The sequence below is a fragment of the Achromobacter sp. ESBL13 genome (genome assembly GCF_036668755.1).
Lineage (GTDB): Bacteria > Pseudomonadota > Gammaproteobacteria > Burkholderiales > Burkholderiaceae_B > Achromobacter.
Genome location: NZ_JAZEVT010000004.1, coordinates 51,910 through 66,444, shown reverse-complemented (window position 1 = coordinate 66,444; position 14,535 = coordinate 51,910). Strand labels below are relative to the sequence as shown.

Annotated in this window: 14 protein-coding genes; 9 read left to right on the top strand and 5 right to left on the bottom strand. The window is 64.9% G+C overall.

What is annotated here, in order from left to right:
* The first annotated feature begins 150 nt into the window (after positions 1–150).
* Positions 151–345 (top strand): hypothetical protein, encoded by a 195-nt coding sequence (locus V6F88_RS17145; RefSeq protein ID WP_104141982.1) that lies wholly within the window; start codon positions 151–153, stop codon positions 343–345.
* A 36-nt stretch (positions 346–381) separates the two neighbouring features.
* Complete coding sequence (locus V6F88_RS17140) at positions 382–2,580, top strand: phosphocholine-specific phospholipase C (protein WP_332610946.1); 2,199 nt, start codon at positions 382–384, stop codon at positions 2,578–2,580.
* A gap of 83 nt (positions 2,581–2,663) precedes the next feature.
* On the opposite strand, the gene ftsY is transcribed toward V6F88_RS17140, so the two are convergent.
* Entirely contained in the window at positions 2,664–3,686 is a 1,023-nt protein-coding gene (gene ftsY / locus V6F88_RS17135; protein WP_332610945.1) for a signal recognition particle-docking protein FtsY, read from the bottom strand.
* Between ftsY and V6F88_RS17130 the strand changes: the two genes are divergently transcribed.
* The 5 genes from V6F88_RS17130 to V6F88_RS17110 all read left to right on the top strand — a co-directional run bounded on the left by V6F88_RS17130 (position 3,608) and on the right by V6F88_RS17110 (position 6,967).
* Positions 3,608–3,946, top strand: coding sequence for a hypothetical protein (locus tag V6F88_RS17130; protein WP_332611452.1), 339 nt, complete (start codon positions 3,608–3,610; stop codon positions 3,944–3,946). The two genes, ftsY and V6F88_RS17130, sit on opposite strands and share 79 nt — an antisense overlap.
* 323 nt (positions 3,947–4,269) lie before the next feature.
* The gene (gene rsmD, locus V6F88_RS17125) at positions 4,270–4,836 is read left to right on the top strand and encodes a 16S rRNA (guanine(966)-N(2))-methyltransferase RsmD (protein WP_046807919.1); all 567 of its coding nucleotides are present in this window, start codon (positions 4,270–4,272) and stop codon (positions 4,834–4,836) included.
* Positions 4,837–4,894: 58 nt separating this feature from the next.
* Positions 4,895–5,398 (top strand): pantetheine-phosphate adenylyltransferase, encoded by a 504-nt coding sequence (coaD, locus tag V6F88_RS17120; protein WP_046807920.1) that lies wholly within the window; start codon positions 4,895–4,897, stop codon positions 5,396–5,398.
* Positions 5,399–5,504: 106 nt separating this feature from the next.
* A complete protein-coding gene (locus V6F88_RS17115) occupies positions 5,505–5,756 on the top strand; it encodes a YfhL family 4Fe-4S dicluster ferredoxin (protein WP_006221659.1) in 252 nt (83 codons plus the stop codon).
* Entirely contained in the window at positions 5,753–6,967 is a 1,215-nt protein-coding gene (locus tag V6F88_RS17110) for a benzoate/H(+) symporter BenE family transporter (RefSeq protein WP_332610944.1), read from the top strand. Before V6F88_RS17115 ends, V6F88_RS17110 begins: the two co-directional genes overlap by 4 nt.
* A gap of 13 nt (positions 6,968–6,980) precedes the next feature.
* Here the strand turns inward: V6F88_RS17110 and V6F88_RS17105 are convergent, their stop codons facing one another.
* Both V6F88_RS17105 and V6F88_RS17100 read right to left on the bottom strand, forming a co-directional pair.
* Positions 6,981–7,367, bottom strand: a complete 387-nt coding sequence (locus V6F88_RS17105; RefSeq protein ID WP_332610942.1) for an MOSC N-terminal beta barrel domain-containing protein — start codon at positions 7,365–7,367, stop codon at positions 6,981–6,983.
* Positions 7,364–9,868 (bottom strand): AsmA family protein, encoded by a 2,505-nt coding sequence (locus V6F88_RS17100; protein ID WP_332610941.1) that lies wholly within the window; start codon positions 9,866–9,868, stop codon positions 7,364–7,366. The genes V6F88_RS17105 and V6F88_RS17100 overlap by 4 nt, the downstream gene beginning before the upstream one ends.
* 418 nt (positions 9,869–10,286) lie before the next feature.
* Here V6F88_RS17100 and V6F88_RS17095 point away from each other — a divergent pair, with 418 nt between their 5' ends.
* Together V6F88_RS17095 and V6F88_RS17090 are read left to right on the top strand one after the other, a co-directional pair.
* Positions 10,287–11,885, top strand: coding sequence for an MDR family MFS transporter (locus tag V6F88_RS17095; RefSeq protein ID WP_332610940.1), 1,599 nt, complete (start codon positions 10,287–10,289; stop codon positions 11,883–11,885).
* Positions 11,886–11,888: 3 nt separating this feature from the next.
* Positions 11,889–12,329, top strand: a complete 441-nt coding sequence (locus V6F88_RS17090) for a MarR family winged helix-turn-helix transcriptional regulator (RefSeq protein WP_314355582.1) — start codon at positions 11,889–11,891, stop codon at positions 12,327–12,329.
* Between the two features lie 39 nt (positions 12,330–12,368).
* Here the strand turns inward: V6F88_RS17090 and V6F88_RS17085 are convergent, their stop codons facing one another.
* Together V6F88_RS17085 and ychF are read right to left on the bottom strand one after the other, a co-directional pair.
* Positions 12,369–13,409 (bottom strand): PDDEXK nuclease domain-containing protein, encoded by a 1,041-nt coding sequence (locus tag V6F88_RS17085; protein WP_332610939.1) that lies wholly within the window; start codon positions 13,407–13,409, stop codon positions 12,369–12,371.
* A gap of 25 nt (positions 13,410–13,434) precedes the next feature.
* Positions 13,435–14,526 carry a redox-regulated ATPase YchF gene (gene ychF, locus V6F88_RS17080; RefSeq protein WP_332610938.1) on the bottom strand — a complete coding sequence of 364 codons (1,092 nt, stop codon included), beginning with the start codon at positions 14,524–14,526 and terminating at the stop codon, positions 13,435–13,437.
* Between the last annotated feature and the right edge of the window lie 9 nt (positions 14,527–14,535).

The window sequence follows — 14,535 nt, the reverse complement described above, 5'->3', positions numbered from 1 at the left end:
TCGACATTAACGGCGTCAATACTGGATCGCTGTCGCCCGGCCGCCCCGCGCCGGGTGCATTCGTGGCCCGCAGCATCCCGCCCGACATTCGTCCTGTGTGACGGCACGACGGCCCTTGCGGGCCGTCAGCCCATCCACAACGACCGAACCATGGAAACCCAATCCCCCTTGCTCGCCCATGCAAGACGAGGCCTTGCGGCCTTATGCGCCTTGTCGCTGGTGTTCGCGCTGTCCGCTTGCGGCGGTGACGACAACGACTCTGACGAACCGGCTCCCGCCCCGCCCACCACGACGCCCACCCCGCCCGCGCCCCCGGCCGCGTGCGCGGTGCACTGCGCGCCTTGAGCCCGTTTCCCATCGATCACCAGGACAGACAAGCCAATGACGTTCGACGCATCCAAACGAAAGTTCTTCAAGACCACCGTGGGCGCCACCGCCGCGGTCAGCGCACTGTCGATGTTCCCGCCCAGCATCCGCCGGGCGCTCGCCATTGAAGCCAGCAACGCCACCGGCACGATTCAGGACGTGAAGCACGTTGTGATGCTGATGCTGGAAAACCGTTCCTTCGACGGCTACTTCGGCACCTTCCCCGGCGTGCGCGGTTTTGGCGACCGCTTTCCCATTCCGCTGGCCAACGGCAAATCGGTATTCCACCAGACGCGCAGCGACGGCACCGAAGAATTGCCCTACCACCTGGACGCGGCGCAGGGCAACGCGCAACGCGCCGGCAGCACGCCGCACTCGTGGCCCAACTGCCAGGCGGCGTGGGACCACGGCCGCATGAACAAGTGGCCCAGCGCCAAGCAACCGCTATCCATGGGTTATTACGAAACCGCCGAAGTGCCGTTCCACCGCGCGCTGGCCGACGCCTTCACGCTGTGCGACAACTACCACTGTTCGATGCACGCCGGCACCATCCCGAACCGCCTGTTTTTCTGGACCGGCACCAATGGCCCCTCGGGCGACAACGTGTCGGTAGTGATGAACGAATGGAACGACGGCGCCGACGTGGGCCCGTCCACCGAAGGCTGGACGTGGACCACCTATGCCGACCGCCTGCAAGCGGCCGGCGTCAGCTGGAAGGTCTACCAGAACATCCCCGACAACTTCGGCTGCAACGAGATGATGAGCTTTCGGCACTGGCGCGCCGAGATCGAAAAAATGCCGGCGGACCGCCGCGTCACCAACCAGGGCGGCCCCGCGTACAACCCGGCCATCGACGACCAGTACAGCCCGCTTGCCAAGGGCTTTGGCAACACGATGGCCGACGGCGGCTTCCTGCAAAGCCTGCGCGACGACGTCGCGAACGGCACGCTGCCCGAAGTGTCTTGGATCATCCCACCGGCCGCCTACAGCGAGCACCCCGGCCCCTCCAGCCCCGCCAAGGGCGCGTGGTACATCCAGGCCGCGCTGGACGCGCTGACGCAGTCGCCCGAGGTCTGGAGCAAGACGGTGTTCCTGGTGACCTACGACGAGAACGACGGCTTCTTCGACCATATGCCCACACCGTCGGCGCCGTCGCGCAACGACGATGGCACGCTGGCCGGCAAGTCCACGCTGACCGACGCGCAGATGGCGTTTGAATACTTCACCTATCCGCCCGCCACGCCCAAGCAGCTGACCGCCGACGGCAAGCCGTTCGGCCCGGGCATGCGCGTGCCGATGTGGGTGATTTCACCGTGGAGCCGGGGCGGCTGGGTCAATTCGCAGGTGTTCGACCACACCTCCGCGCTGCGCTTTCTGGAACAGCGCTTTGGCGTCGTGGAACCCAACATCAGCGCGTTCCGCCGTGCCGTGTGCGGCGACCTGACCACCACGCTGGACTTCGTGTCGCCCAACAGCGCCCGCCTGCCGACCCTGTCGGGCCGCACGACCAAGACGGACGCCGACGGGCTGACGACCTGGCAGGAAGCGCAGCCGGCCATCGCCATCCCCACGCAGCAAACGCTGGCCCCCCAGGCCTCGGGCACGCGCCCGTCGCGCGCGCTGCCGTACGAGCTACACACCAGCGCGCGCGAGCAAGCCCGCGAGAACCGCGTGCAGTTGCTGTTCGCCAACGCAAGCGGTGCGCAAACGGCAGCCGTCTTTCATGTGTACGACAAGCTGCACCTGGACCGCATTCCGCGCCGCTACGTGGTCGAAGCGGGCAAATCGCTGGATGACGTCTGGGACGTGTCGGGCGACAGCGGCCAGTACGACTTGTGGGTGCTGGGTCCCAACGGCTACCACCGTTCATTCGCGGGCGACTTGATGCGCGCGGCGGGCGCACAGCCCGAAATCCAGGTTTGCTACGTGCCGTGCGACGACGCCCAGGTGCAGGTCAAACTGCACAACAACGGCACGCAGGACTGCGTCTTCACGGTGCAAGCCATGGCCTACCGCAACGATGGCCCGTGGACGGCATCGGTGGCGGCGGGACAGGTCGGCGAACTGAGCTGGCCGGTCACCAGCAGCGGCCAGTGGTACGACTTCACGGTGGGCTGCAACACCTACCCGGCATTCAAGCGGCGCTTTGCGGGCCGCATGGAAACGGGCAAGCACGGCATCAGCGACCCGGCGATGGGGCAGCTGGACAGCTGATAACCAAAACGGGACGGCGCCTGGGGCGTCGTCCCGTTTTGCGGCCCGGTGGGCCAGCGATCGGCTGCCGGGTCAGTGCCGGATCAATCCGCCAGCAAGGCGCCCGCGAATTCGTCCGCGACGAAGGGTTGCAGGTCTTCCAGGCTTTCGCCCACGCCGATCCAGTACACCGGAATCGGACGCACGCCCTGGCTGCCCGCCGCCACGGCGGCCAGCGTGCCGCCCTTGGCGGTGCCGTCCAGCTTGGTCACGACCAGGCCGGTCAGGTTGATGGCGGCATCAAAGGCGCGAATCTGCGCCAAGGCGTTCTGGCCCGTGTTGCCGTCCACCACCAGCAGCACTTCGTGCGGCGCCGATGCATCCGCCTTGCCGATGACGCGACGGATCTTTTTCAGTTCTTCCATCAGGTGCAGCTGCGTGGGCAGGCGACCCGCCGTGTCCACCATGACCACGCCCATGCCGCGCGCGCGGCCGGCGTTGACGGCGTCAAAGGCCACGGCAGCCGGGTCGCCCCCCTCTTGCGAAATAACGCTGACGTTGTTGCGGCTGCCCCATTCCACCAATTGTTCGCGCGCGGCCGCGCGGAAGGTGTCGCCCGCCGCCAGCAACACGCTGGCGCCCTGGCGCTGGAACGTGTGCGCCAGCTTGCCGATAGACGTGGTTTTGCCGGCGCCGTTCACGCCGGCAATCATCACCACCAGCGGCTTGGCGCTGGTCAGGTTGAAGCCGCGCTCCAGCGGGCGCAGGTGGTCGGCCAGCAACTGTCGCAGCGCGGCCTTGACCTTGGCGGGGTCTTCGATGCGTTCTTTCTTGACCCGCGCACGCAGCGCGGTCAACAGCTTCTCGGTGGCCTCCAGGCCCGCATCGGCCATAATGAGCGCCGATTCGAGTTCCTCGAACAGGTTTTCATCGACCTTCACACCGACGAAAATGCCACCAATGCTCTGACCCGTACGCGACAAGCCCTGCTTCAAGCGCGACAGCCAGGAAGATTTCCTGGGCGCTTCGGGGGTGGGAGTGGGTGCGGGTGCGGGTGCCGGTGCGGGTGCGGGCGTCGGCGTCGACTCGGGCGCCGGTGCAGGCGTTACGATCGGCGCGGGCGGCACAACCGACGCTGGCGCGGCGGCTGGTGCCGGGGCTGGCGCCGGGGCTGGTGCTGGTGCTGGTGCCGGGGCTGGTGCCGGGGCTGGTGCTGGTGCTGGTGCCGGGACTGGTGCGGCGGAAGGCGCCGTTGCGGGCGCAGGCGCGAATGCCGAAGGGGTCTGAGGCGCGGCAGCCGGTGCAGGCGCGGACGATACCGTCGGCGCCGACATCGGCAACGGTGCACGCACGGATTCGGCGGCAGGCGCGGGCGCTGGCGGTGTAGCCGGTGTAGACGACACAGCCGGCGCGCTCGGGACAGCCGGCGTTGCCACCGTAGGCGCCGCGGGCGATACCGGGGGCGTAATCTGCGGCGACGGCGCGGCAGGCGCAGGCGCGGTACCCGGCGCGGGAATCGGCGCGGGAATCGGCGCGGGCGCCGGGCTGACGGGCGCCGGGCTGACGGGCGCCGGGCTCACTGGCGTCGGGCTGACTGGCGCGGCAACGGGCTCCGTGGGCGCTACGGGGGCGTCCACGACCTCCGGCGGCGGCGCGGGCTGGGCCGGCGCGGCGGGCGGAGGGTTTTTTTTCTTGAAGAAGCGGCTAAACATGGGTCACAAGTATATTCGTATCGTCGGGGGCCAATACAGGCGCACCCCCATCGCCGTTCCTGACGTGGAGACGCTGCGCCCCACGCCCGACCGGGTTCGCGAAACGCTGTTCAACTGGTTGAATCATCTCTGGGCCGGCGAATTTGCCGACAAACAGGTACTGGACTTGTTCGCCGGCAGCGGCGCCCTGGGCTTCGAGGCGGCGTCTCGCGGCGTGGCGCATGTCCAGATGGTCGAGCGGGACAAGACCGCCGCGTCCGCGCTGCGGACACTGCGCGACAAGCTCAAAGCCGACATGATACGCATCCACGTGGGCGACGCCATGCAGGTCGCCGAACGGATGGATGCGTCCCGCTTTGACCTCATCCTGTTGGATCCACCCTTCGGACAGGGTTGGCTGCCGCGCCTGTGGCCGATCTTGCCCGGTATTCTCAGCCCGCACGGGCTTGTCTACGTCGAGGCGGAAACGGCCATCGAAGCCCCCGAAGGTTTCCAGATCTTGCGGCAGGACAAGGCAGGGGCGGTCCACTACCATCTGCTGGAATTTGCTGCATTGCGGAAATAGATCAATAATCCGAGCTTCGGAGGATGGTGTACACCACTAATAACGGTACGGAGCTCGCATGATCATCGCTGTATATCCCGGCACTTTCGACCCGCTGACCCGCGGCCACGAAGACCTGGTCCGCCGTGCGGCCACGCTTTTCGACAAGGTCGTGGTGGGCATCGCCCACAGCCGCAACAAGAAGCCTTTCTTCAGCATCGACGAACGCGTTGAAATCGCGCGCGAAGTGCTGGGCCACTATCCCAACGTGGAAGTGCAGAGCTTTGGCGGCCTGCTGAAGGACTTTGTGCGCGACCAGAACGGGCGCGTCATCGTGCGCGGCCTGCGCGCCGTGTCCGACTTCGAATACGAATTCCAGATGGCCGGCATGAACCGCCACCTGCTGCCCGACGTCGAAACCCTGTTCATGACGCCGTCGGACCAATATCAATTCATCTCGGGCACCATCGTGCGTGAAATCGCCCAGCTGGGCGGTGACGTCAGCAAGTTTGTGTTCCCGTCCGTGGAACGCTGGTTGCAGGAAAAGGCCAAGGAACGCCGCGAGCAATCCTGGCCGGGCTGATCCACCGGCACGGCACCATCCCGAAGGGCGCGATTCGCGCCCTTCTTGCGCTGGGCGGGCCGGCAGTACAATGGCAGCCGCCCCCGGCTTTACACCGTTGCCCACCATGGCCTTGCTCATCACCGAAGAATGCATTAATTGCGACGTTTGCGAGCCCCAGTGCCCGAACGACGCGATCTCCATGGGTGATGACTATTACGTCATCGACCCCGACAAATGCACCGAGTGCGTCGGCCATCACGACGAACCGCAGTGCAAGGTGGTGTGCCCGGTAGAGTGCATTGAATTGCACCCTCAGTGGAACGAAGGCCAAGAGCAGCTCATGGCCAAGTACCGCCGCCTGACCGGTGCCGCATGAGCGACGCCACGCAGCACGGCATTCCCCTTCCCCCTGGTTCCCACCACGCCCGCCGCGATATCTCGGCATCGGCAATTGCCGCCGGCGTGGTCGCGGTGCTGGTCAGCTTCGGCGGCACCGCCGTGCTGATGGTGCAGGCCGGCCACGCGGCTGGCCTGGACGCGGCGCGCATCGGGTCGTGGATCGGTTCACTCAGCCTGGCATTCGGATTTGGCGGCGCGTTCTACAGCCTGCGCACCGGCCTGCCCATCGTGATGGCGTGGTCCACGCCCGGCGCGGCGCTGCTGGTGACCGCGCTGGTGGGCGTGCCGTTCAACGAAGCCATCGGCGCCTACATCCTTGCGGCCGGCCTGACGCTGGCCTGTGGCCTGTTCGGCTGGATCGACCCCATTCTGCGCCGCATTCCCGGTGAAATCGCCGCCGCCATGCTGGCCGGCGTGTTGCTTAACTTCGGCATGGGCATCTTCAGCAACGTCGCGCACCAGCCCGGCCTGGTGCTGGCCATGTGCGCCACGTACCTGTTGTGCCGACGCTGGGCGCCGCGCTATGCGGTGCTGCTGGTGATGATCGTCGCCATTGCGCTGGCCTTCGCGCTGGACATGATCCGGCTGGACCTGCTGGACTGGAGCCTGACGCAATTCGTATGGACCACGCCGGAGTTCAGCGCGCAAGCCGCCGTCAGCCTGGGCATTCCGCTGTTCGTCGTCGCCATGGCGTCGCAGAACCTGCCCGGCCTGGCCATTTTGCAGGCGGCGGGCTATCGCCCCCCGGCTTCGCGGATTGTGGCCGCCACGGGCTTTCTGGGCCTGCTGGCCGCACCGTTTGGCGCGCACAGCGTCACGATGGGCGCGATCAGCGCCGCCATCTGCACCGGCCCCGAAGCGCATCACGACCCTTCCAAGCGCTACATCGCCGCCGCCACCTACGGCTTGGGCTATGTGGGCCTGAGCGTCGTGGCGGGCGCGGTGGCCGTGTTCTTCCAGGCCTTGCCCGCCGCCCTGCTGGCTGCGTTGGCGGGCTTGGCCCTGCTGGGCACGATCATGGGCGGCATGTCGGCCGCCATGGTCAACCCGCAACGACGCGAAGCCGCGCTCATCACCTTGCTGGCAACGGCGTCGGGCTTCAGTTTCTGGGGTATTGGGTCGGCCTTCTGGGGCCTGGTGGCGGGCCTGCTGGCCCACGCGGCGTTCGAGTTCAAGCGGCGTCCGTAAACGCGGCGGCCCTTCAGTCCGGCCAGGAGGCCACGGGCGTGTCGGGGTGCACCTTCATGATCCGGCACGGCACCTGCACGAAGTTCGAGATCCAGGCCGCGGCCAGTTCCCCTTCGTCGATCACATCGATGGTCTGGTCGCCCACCTTCATGCTGTAGCGCACGCTGTCGTCGTCTTCGATAACGTCCAGCGGGATGTCCATGCGCAGCATGCCCGGCGCTTTCAACACCAGGTAACCCAGGCGCAATTCCACCGCAACGTCGGCCAGCCGGGGGCACAGTTCGCGGTTCAGCCACTGGCCGGAATCATTGGCGATGAGCCATTGGCGGTGATACGCCGCGGCGGACGGCTGCGCCGTAACGCCGCATTGCGCGATGGGCTGGAAGCTATCGGTGCTCATTTGCCTAGCAGTCCTTTCAGGGCCTTGTCCACGGCTGCGCCGTTGCCGTTGCCGTTCTTGCCCGAGACGGCGTCGCGCAGCTTGTTTTCCAGGCTGCGCTTGAGGATGGCGCCGATAGCGTCTTTCCACAGCAGCGTGTACGTGGGCTTGTCGAACGGGCCCTTCACATGCACGGGAATCGTCACGTCCTTCAGGTCGATCAGTTCCTGGCCTTCGGGGTTGGCCGCCGGATTGACGACGCGCGCACGCGCCACCAGGTCCAGCTCGCTCTTGACGAAGTCGATGTTGGCCGGCTCGCCCTGCGTCACGCGCAGCAGCGGCGACACGATGTTCAGGCGCTTGACGGCCGCCACGCCCTTGGTGAAGGCAAGGTCCGCGTCCATTTCTGAAAACTCGGTCTGCTTGCTGGTGTCGGCGGGCACGGTTTCGTCTTGCGATTCCGGCTTGAAGGCCGCCTTCAGTTCGCGCAGCGTCTGGGTCAGGTTGATGCCCTTGACCGCGCCGTCGCGCAGGCGCACCTGCAACGTGCCGCCCAGCGCGCTTTTCATCGCGTAGGCATTGGCGCCGGCCGTCTTCAAGTCCAGCGCCAAGCTGCCCGTGCCGCTGAGCACGTTGCGGTTGGCCAGGTCCATCAACAGCGGTTCGATCGCGATACCCGCCAGCGACATCTTGCTGGCCAGCTGGTTGCCTTGCGCCGCGTCCACCGACAACGCGCCCGCCAACTTGCCGCCGTACAAACCGGCGGTCAGGCTGGAGATTTCCAGCTTGCCCTTGTCAAGCTTGACCACGGCGGCCACTTCATCCGCCTTCAGGCCACGCACCACCAGCTTGCCGACCTTCAACGTGCCGTTGACGCTGGGACCAACCAGCGCGGACAGGTCGATGGTGTCGTCCACCGGCGCAGCGGGCGCGGGCGGCGCGGCGGGCTTGGAATCATCCTTCTTGCCATCGGCGGGGGGCTTGGGCGGCGCGGCCACCACGGGCGGCACCAGCTTGTCCAGGTCCAGCGTGTCCACCACCAGCGCAAACTTCACCGCAGGCGTTTGCGACAGCTTGGTGATGTCGGCGCTAAGGTCGAACTTGCCGCCTTCGAGCACGGCGTTGATCTTGCTGCTTGCCTGGTCTTTCAGCAGGTCGGCGTTCAGGCTGCCGATCACCGGAATCTGCAAGCTGCCCTTGGGCAAGCCCGGGTCGGTGATATTGACGTCGCCGCGCAGCGCCGACAAGCCGCCGCTACGCTGCAACAGGTTCAAAGTCAGCGGCGATGCAAAATTCAGCTTCACGACGCGGTCGCCATTCTTGGACGTGCTGTCCAGCTTGGCTTCCTTGATGTCGAGTTCGGCGGCGTTGCCGCTGATGCCGTTCAGGCCAAAGCTGGCATCCAGGCCGCTGATGCGCACGCGGCCAGTCAGCGCTTCACCGGTGGCAGAGGTAGGCGAAATGTTCAGCGCGGGCGCGTCCACGGCGAATTCAAACGGGCCGTCAGCCGAGCCGCCCTTGGCTCGCACCGCCAGCTTTTCAATTTGCAGCTGGCTCTTGTGCGGGTCGATCGCCAGCTTGGGCATGGCCACGCTGGCTTCCACATTGGTGGCGCGCGCCGCCGGGTCCGTGATGTCGCCCTGGAAAACCACTTCCAGACCGGCCACGTCCAGCGCGGATTTCTGGCCGTTGAAGGCCAGGTTGCCACGCACGGCAAGGCTCTTGGCCTCGGCGCCGGGCAGCTTGCCGTCCATGCGCAGGTCCAGTTTTTGTGCCGCGTAGCGCTTGGCGGACGGGTCCAGCGTCAACAGGGCCTGCCCCGTCAGGTTGGCGTCCACGCGCGGGTTGCCGCCTTCCACGCGCGCCGTCAGGCGCACATCAAAGGGTTGGTTGAACGTGACGCGGCCAGTATTGGCGTTGATCTTCGTAACCGCCACCGCCATGCCGGAGATTTCGTCCTGCAACTGCACTTCGCCGTCCTTCAAGTCCAGGCCGGCGATATCGATCTGCATGTTGTTGCGGGAGGGCGGCATGGTGCCGCTGGTGATGGCTTGCGCGGCGGTCTGTGCCGCGCCCACCAGGGCCTCGGCCGGATTGGACGGCGCGGTGGTGACGGTGGATGCGCCGCCGACCAGATTGCTGAAATTGAATTGGCCGTCCTTGCCGCGCACCACCCGGGCCTTCAAGCCGCTGATGGCCACGTGGTCGACCACGAAGCTGTTGGACAGCAAGGGCCAGACGGCAACCGCCAGGCGCGTGCTTTCAATGGAAGCGAAGGTGTCCGAGCTGTTGGGCTCGGACAGCGACACGCCCTGCACCGACAAGCCGATGCGCGGAAAGAGCGATAACTCGATCTCGCCGTCGATCGTCAATGTGCGGTGATAGCGTTCCTGCACAAGCTCTTCCAGCTTGTACTTGTACGCGTTGGGGTCGAATGTCAGCAAGAAGATGGCCAGGCCAACGACGGCCACGACAACCAACACAACCAGGCCTATCAAAATGCGCTTGAACCACGTTTTCATTGCTGCCCCGTCGGTACCTCGACTGGAAATTCTTGGATGCCGCCCACCGCGCAACGCGCGGGGATGGTGCTGTAGCGGCGGAAAACCCACGCGCCAATTGGAGCTGTCTGCCTTTCAGGGCGAGTCCTCGCTCCTGCCGGAAGCTTGTGGCCGCGGCGTTTGAAAAGAGGATCTACCAAGGAAGGCGTGCTGAAGACGTTGGAATCACCAACGTGCAGATTTCGCTATCGTAACAAATCGGGCCGGCTTAAAGCGGCCTTGTCAGACCATGACACCAAAAACGCGATAAGTCACGGGCGTATTTAATGGCGGCGTGGGGTCACGGCACCGGTCCGCCCGGCCCTGAAGCTGACAATTTTCTGTCCGGCGGATTGTAGGACTAGAATGATTGATCGATCAATCATTGATACATCCAACAATGTCCGCCCCCACTCCCAGCACCCCGCATTCGCCCGGCCAGGTGCTTCCCTTCCGGCAAACCCTGCTGGCCATGCTGGGCATGTGCTTCGTCATGATGATGGTTGCCATTGACCAGACCGTGGTGGGTACCGCGCTGCCCACCATCGTGGCCGAGCTCAAGGGCTTTGAACTGTACGCGTGGGTCGCCACGTCGTACCTGCTGACCTCGGTGATCACCGTGCCGATCTTCGGCCGCCTGGGCGATTATTACGGCCGCAAGCCCTTTGTGGTGGCGGCCATCATTCTGTTCACGCTGGCGTCAGCGCTCTGCGGCGCGGCCGACAGCATGCTCACGCTGGTGCTGGCGCGCGCCTTGCAGGGCATCGGCGGCGGCATGCTGGTGGGCACCGCGTTCGCCTCTATCCCCGACCTGTTCCCCGACCCGCACGTGCGCCTGCGCTGGCAGGTCATGCTCAGTTCTGCCTTCGGCATCGCCAACGCGGTCGGCCCCACGCTGGGCGGCGCGCTGACCGAACACTATGGCTGGCGATCGGTGTTCTACGTCAACCTGCCCATCGGCATCCTGGGCCTGTGGTTTGTATCGCGCTACCTGCCGCACCTGCGCAATCACACGTCCGGCAAAGTGCGGCTGGACTGGCAAGGCGCGCTGCTGATCGCGCTGGCGCTGGGCAGCCTGCAACTGCTGGTCGAGCTGCTGCCCAAGGAAGGGTTCAGCGGCCCCATCGTGCTGCTGGGCGCGGGCAGCATTGCCGCGTTCGGCCTGCTGATCTGGTGGGAAAAGCGTTGCCCGCATCCGCTCTTGCCGCTGGACATGTTCCGCAATCGCGGCCTGGCCACGCTGTTCACGCTGGCGCTGCTGGTGGGCGTAACGATGTATTCGCTGCTGTTCTACGCGCCCTTGCTGCTGCAAGGCGGCTTCGGCCTGTCGCCGCAGGACGCCGGGCTGTTGATCACGCCGATGGTCGTTTTCATCACGGTGGGCAGCATCATCAACGGCCGCATCATCACGCGTATCCGCAACCCCAACCGCATGCTGTATGCGGGCTTTTTGCTGATGGCGCTGTCCTGTATGGGCATCGTCACCACGCACAACTACACGTCGCATGTGCTGATTGGCGCGTACATGCTGATGGCCGGCCTGGGCATGGGGTTTATCATGCCCAACCTGACCGTGTTCGCGCAGCAGACGGCGGGCCGCACGCACCTGGGCATCGCCACGGCGCTGTTGCAGTCGCTGCGCATGATCGGCGGCATGCTGGGCACGGCGGTCGTGGGCACCATGGTCAGCCACAGCTATTTCAGCGGCGTCGAGTCCACGCTGCGCGGCGCGTCGGCGCAATGGCTGCCTGAATTGAACGACCCGCAGATGCTGGTGAACCCCGCGGCGCAGACACAGTTCCTGGCACAATTGGCGCATCAAGGCCAGGACGGCACGTCGCTGATCGAGATCGCGCGAGTCGCGCTGGTGGGCGCCATCCATGAAGGCCAGCTCATCGCGCTGGCCGTCGCCATCTTCGCGCTCTGGTGCGTGCGACGCGTGCCGCTGGTGCAACTGGCCCGCCCCACCAAGGCGGAGCCCGCCGGCGTCGGAGAATAGCTTTTGCCCAGACAACAACAAGGCCTGCAAGTCATCCAGCACATGGGGCAGACGTACCGCGTCATGCAAAGCGCGTTCAGCAGCAAGGTAGGCCACGCCCTGCCCCGCTGGCGCATCCTGCTGGCCCTGCATGAAAACGGCCAGTGTTCGCAGAAGCACCTGGCCGAACGCTGCCGGCTGGACCCGGCATCATTGACCCGGCAGTTGCAGGCGATGCAGAAGCTGGGCTGGATTTCGCGCGCCGTGGATGCCCAGGACAACCGGCTGACCAATGCCACGCTGACCGCCACAGGGCAGGCGGTGGTGAACGAAGCGCTGCCTAAACGGGCAGCGTTTTTCGAAGAGGCGTTGAAGGGGTTGTCAGCGGCGGATGTGGACACGCTGAACCGGGTGCTGAGCGTGCTGGAGTCGAATTTTCTAAGGGCGGCGGGCGATAGGGGATAAGGCGGGGGTTGATGCGGGACTTGAACTTGGCCGCGCTGCTTATTTATCCGCACCGCCCAGTTCGCGCTCGATCTGCTCGATGCTAGGCAGGCTGGTTTGTAGCTCTTCAGGCAGAGATTCCAACAGCTTGTATTCGGCGATACCCATGGGTTGGGATTTGTCGCCGAGGGCGTATTCAGCGACGACCTTGTTCTTGCTCTTGCACAGCAGCAGGCCAAGTGTCGGGTTGTCTTGATCGCTTTTTACCTGACGGTCAATGGCAGTCAGATAGAAGCCCAGTTGCCCCAGGTGTTCGGGTTTGAACGCACCACCCTTGAGTTCGATAACCACATAGCAACGCAGCTTCAGGTGGTAGAACAGCAGGTCAATGAAGAATTCATCTCCCCCTACATTCAGCAGCACCTGGCGGCCGACAAAGGCGAAGCCCGCGCCCAATTCCAGCAAAAAATCGGTGACGTGGCTGACCAGTGCCCCCTCGATTTCCCGCTCCTGCGCCTCGTCCGTCAGACCCAGAAAGTCGAAACGGTAAGGATCTTTCAGAGATTCGCGGGCAAGGTCTGACTGCGGCGCAGGCAGCCGCGCTTCGAAGTTGGTCACCGCCTTGGCGCTGCGCTCCATCAAGCGGGTTTCGATCTGCATCACCAACACGTTGCGCGACCAATTATGCTCGATGGCCTTGGCTGCATACCACTTACGTCCTTCCGGGCTGGGCAGCTTGTCCAGCAGCGCCAATTGGTGATACCAAGGTAATTGTGCAAGCACCTCTTGCACAAATTCCGCGTCCGGCCAAGCTTGGGCAAAGGCGCGCATATATTTCAGGTTGCGCGGGGAAAAGCCCTTCATTCCCGGGAATGCCGTGCGCAGATCATGCGCCAGCCGTTCGATGACTTTGGCACCCCAGCCTTGTTCCGCCTGGCGCTGCAAGATGTCGCAACCGATCTGCCTGTACAGCAGTACCAGCTCTCGGTTGACGGCTTGAGCGGCCCGTTGCTGCGCCGTATGAATGCGGATCTTCAGCTCGCCCAGCCAGTGGTCGTAACCTTCAGGCGCGGGTATCAGGGATGCGGGCTTATCGCTCATGCCGCCGTCGAGCCTCAGACCTTGATCAGACGTTGAACAAGAAATTCATCACATCGCCATCCTGCACGATGTATTCCTTGCCTTCGGCGCGCATCTTGCCGGCTTCCTTGGCGCCTTGCTCGCCCTTGTACGTGATGAAGTCTTCGTACGCGATCGTCTGCGCGCGGATGAAGCCGCGTTCAAAGTCGGTGTGGATGACGCCGGCGGCTTGCGGGGCGGTTGCGCCGATGGGCACCGTCCAGGCGCGCACTTCCTTCACGCCTGCCGTGAAGTAGGTTTGCAGGCCCAGCAGCTTGAAGGCGGCGCGGATCAGGCGGTTCAGGCCCGGCTCTTCCATGCCCATGTCGGCCAGGAAGGCCTGGCGGTCGGCGTCGTCCAGGTCGACGATTTCGGATTCGATGGCGGCGCAGATGGCGACGACCGGAGCGTTGCGCGCGGCGGCAAATTCGGTCAGGCGGTCAAGCAGCGGGTTGTTGGTGAAGCCGTCGTCGGCCACGTTGCCCACGTACATCGCGCGCTTGGCAGTGATGAAGCATAGTTGGGCGATGTCGGCCTGTTCTTCGGGGCTGAGATCCAGCGCGCGGATCGGCTTGGCTTCGTTCAGCTGGGCCACGCACTTTTCCAGCACGGCCACGATGCGCTGCGATTCCTTGTCGCCGGAACGGGCGGTCTTCTGGTGACGCAGCAGCGCTTTTTCAGCGGTTTGCATGTCGGCCAGTGCCAGTTCGGTTTCAATGACTTCGATGTCGGCGATGGGGTCGATCTTGCCGGCCACGTGGATCACGTTGGGGTCTTCGAAGCAGCGCACGACGTTGACGATGGCGTCGGTTTCGCGGATGTGCGACAGGAACTGGTTGCCCAGGCCTTCGCCCTTGCTGGCGCCGGCAACCAGGCCGGCAATGTCCACGAATTCAACGGTGGCCGACAGGATGCGCTCGGGCTTGACGATTTCAGCCAGCTTTTGCAGACGCGGATCCGGCACTTCGACCACACCGACGTTGGGCTCGATGGTGCAGAACGGATAGTTCTCGGCGGCGATGCCGGCGCGGGTCAGAGCATTGAAGAGAGTCGATTTGCCAACGTTGGGCAGGCCGACGATGCCGCATTGCAGAGCCATGGGAATCCT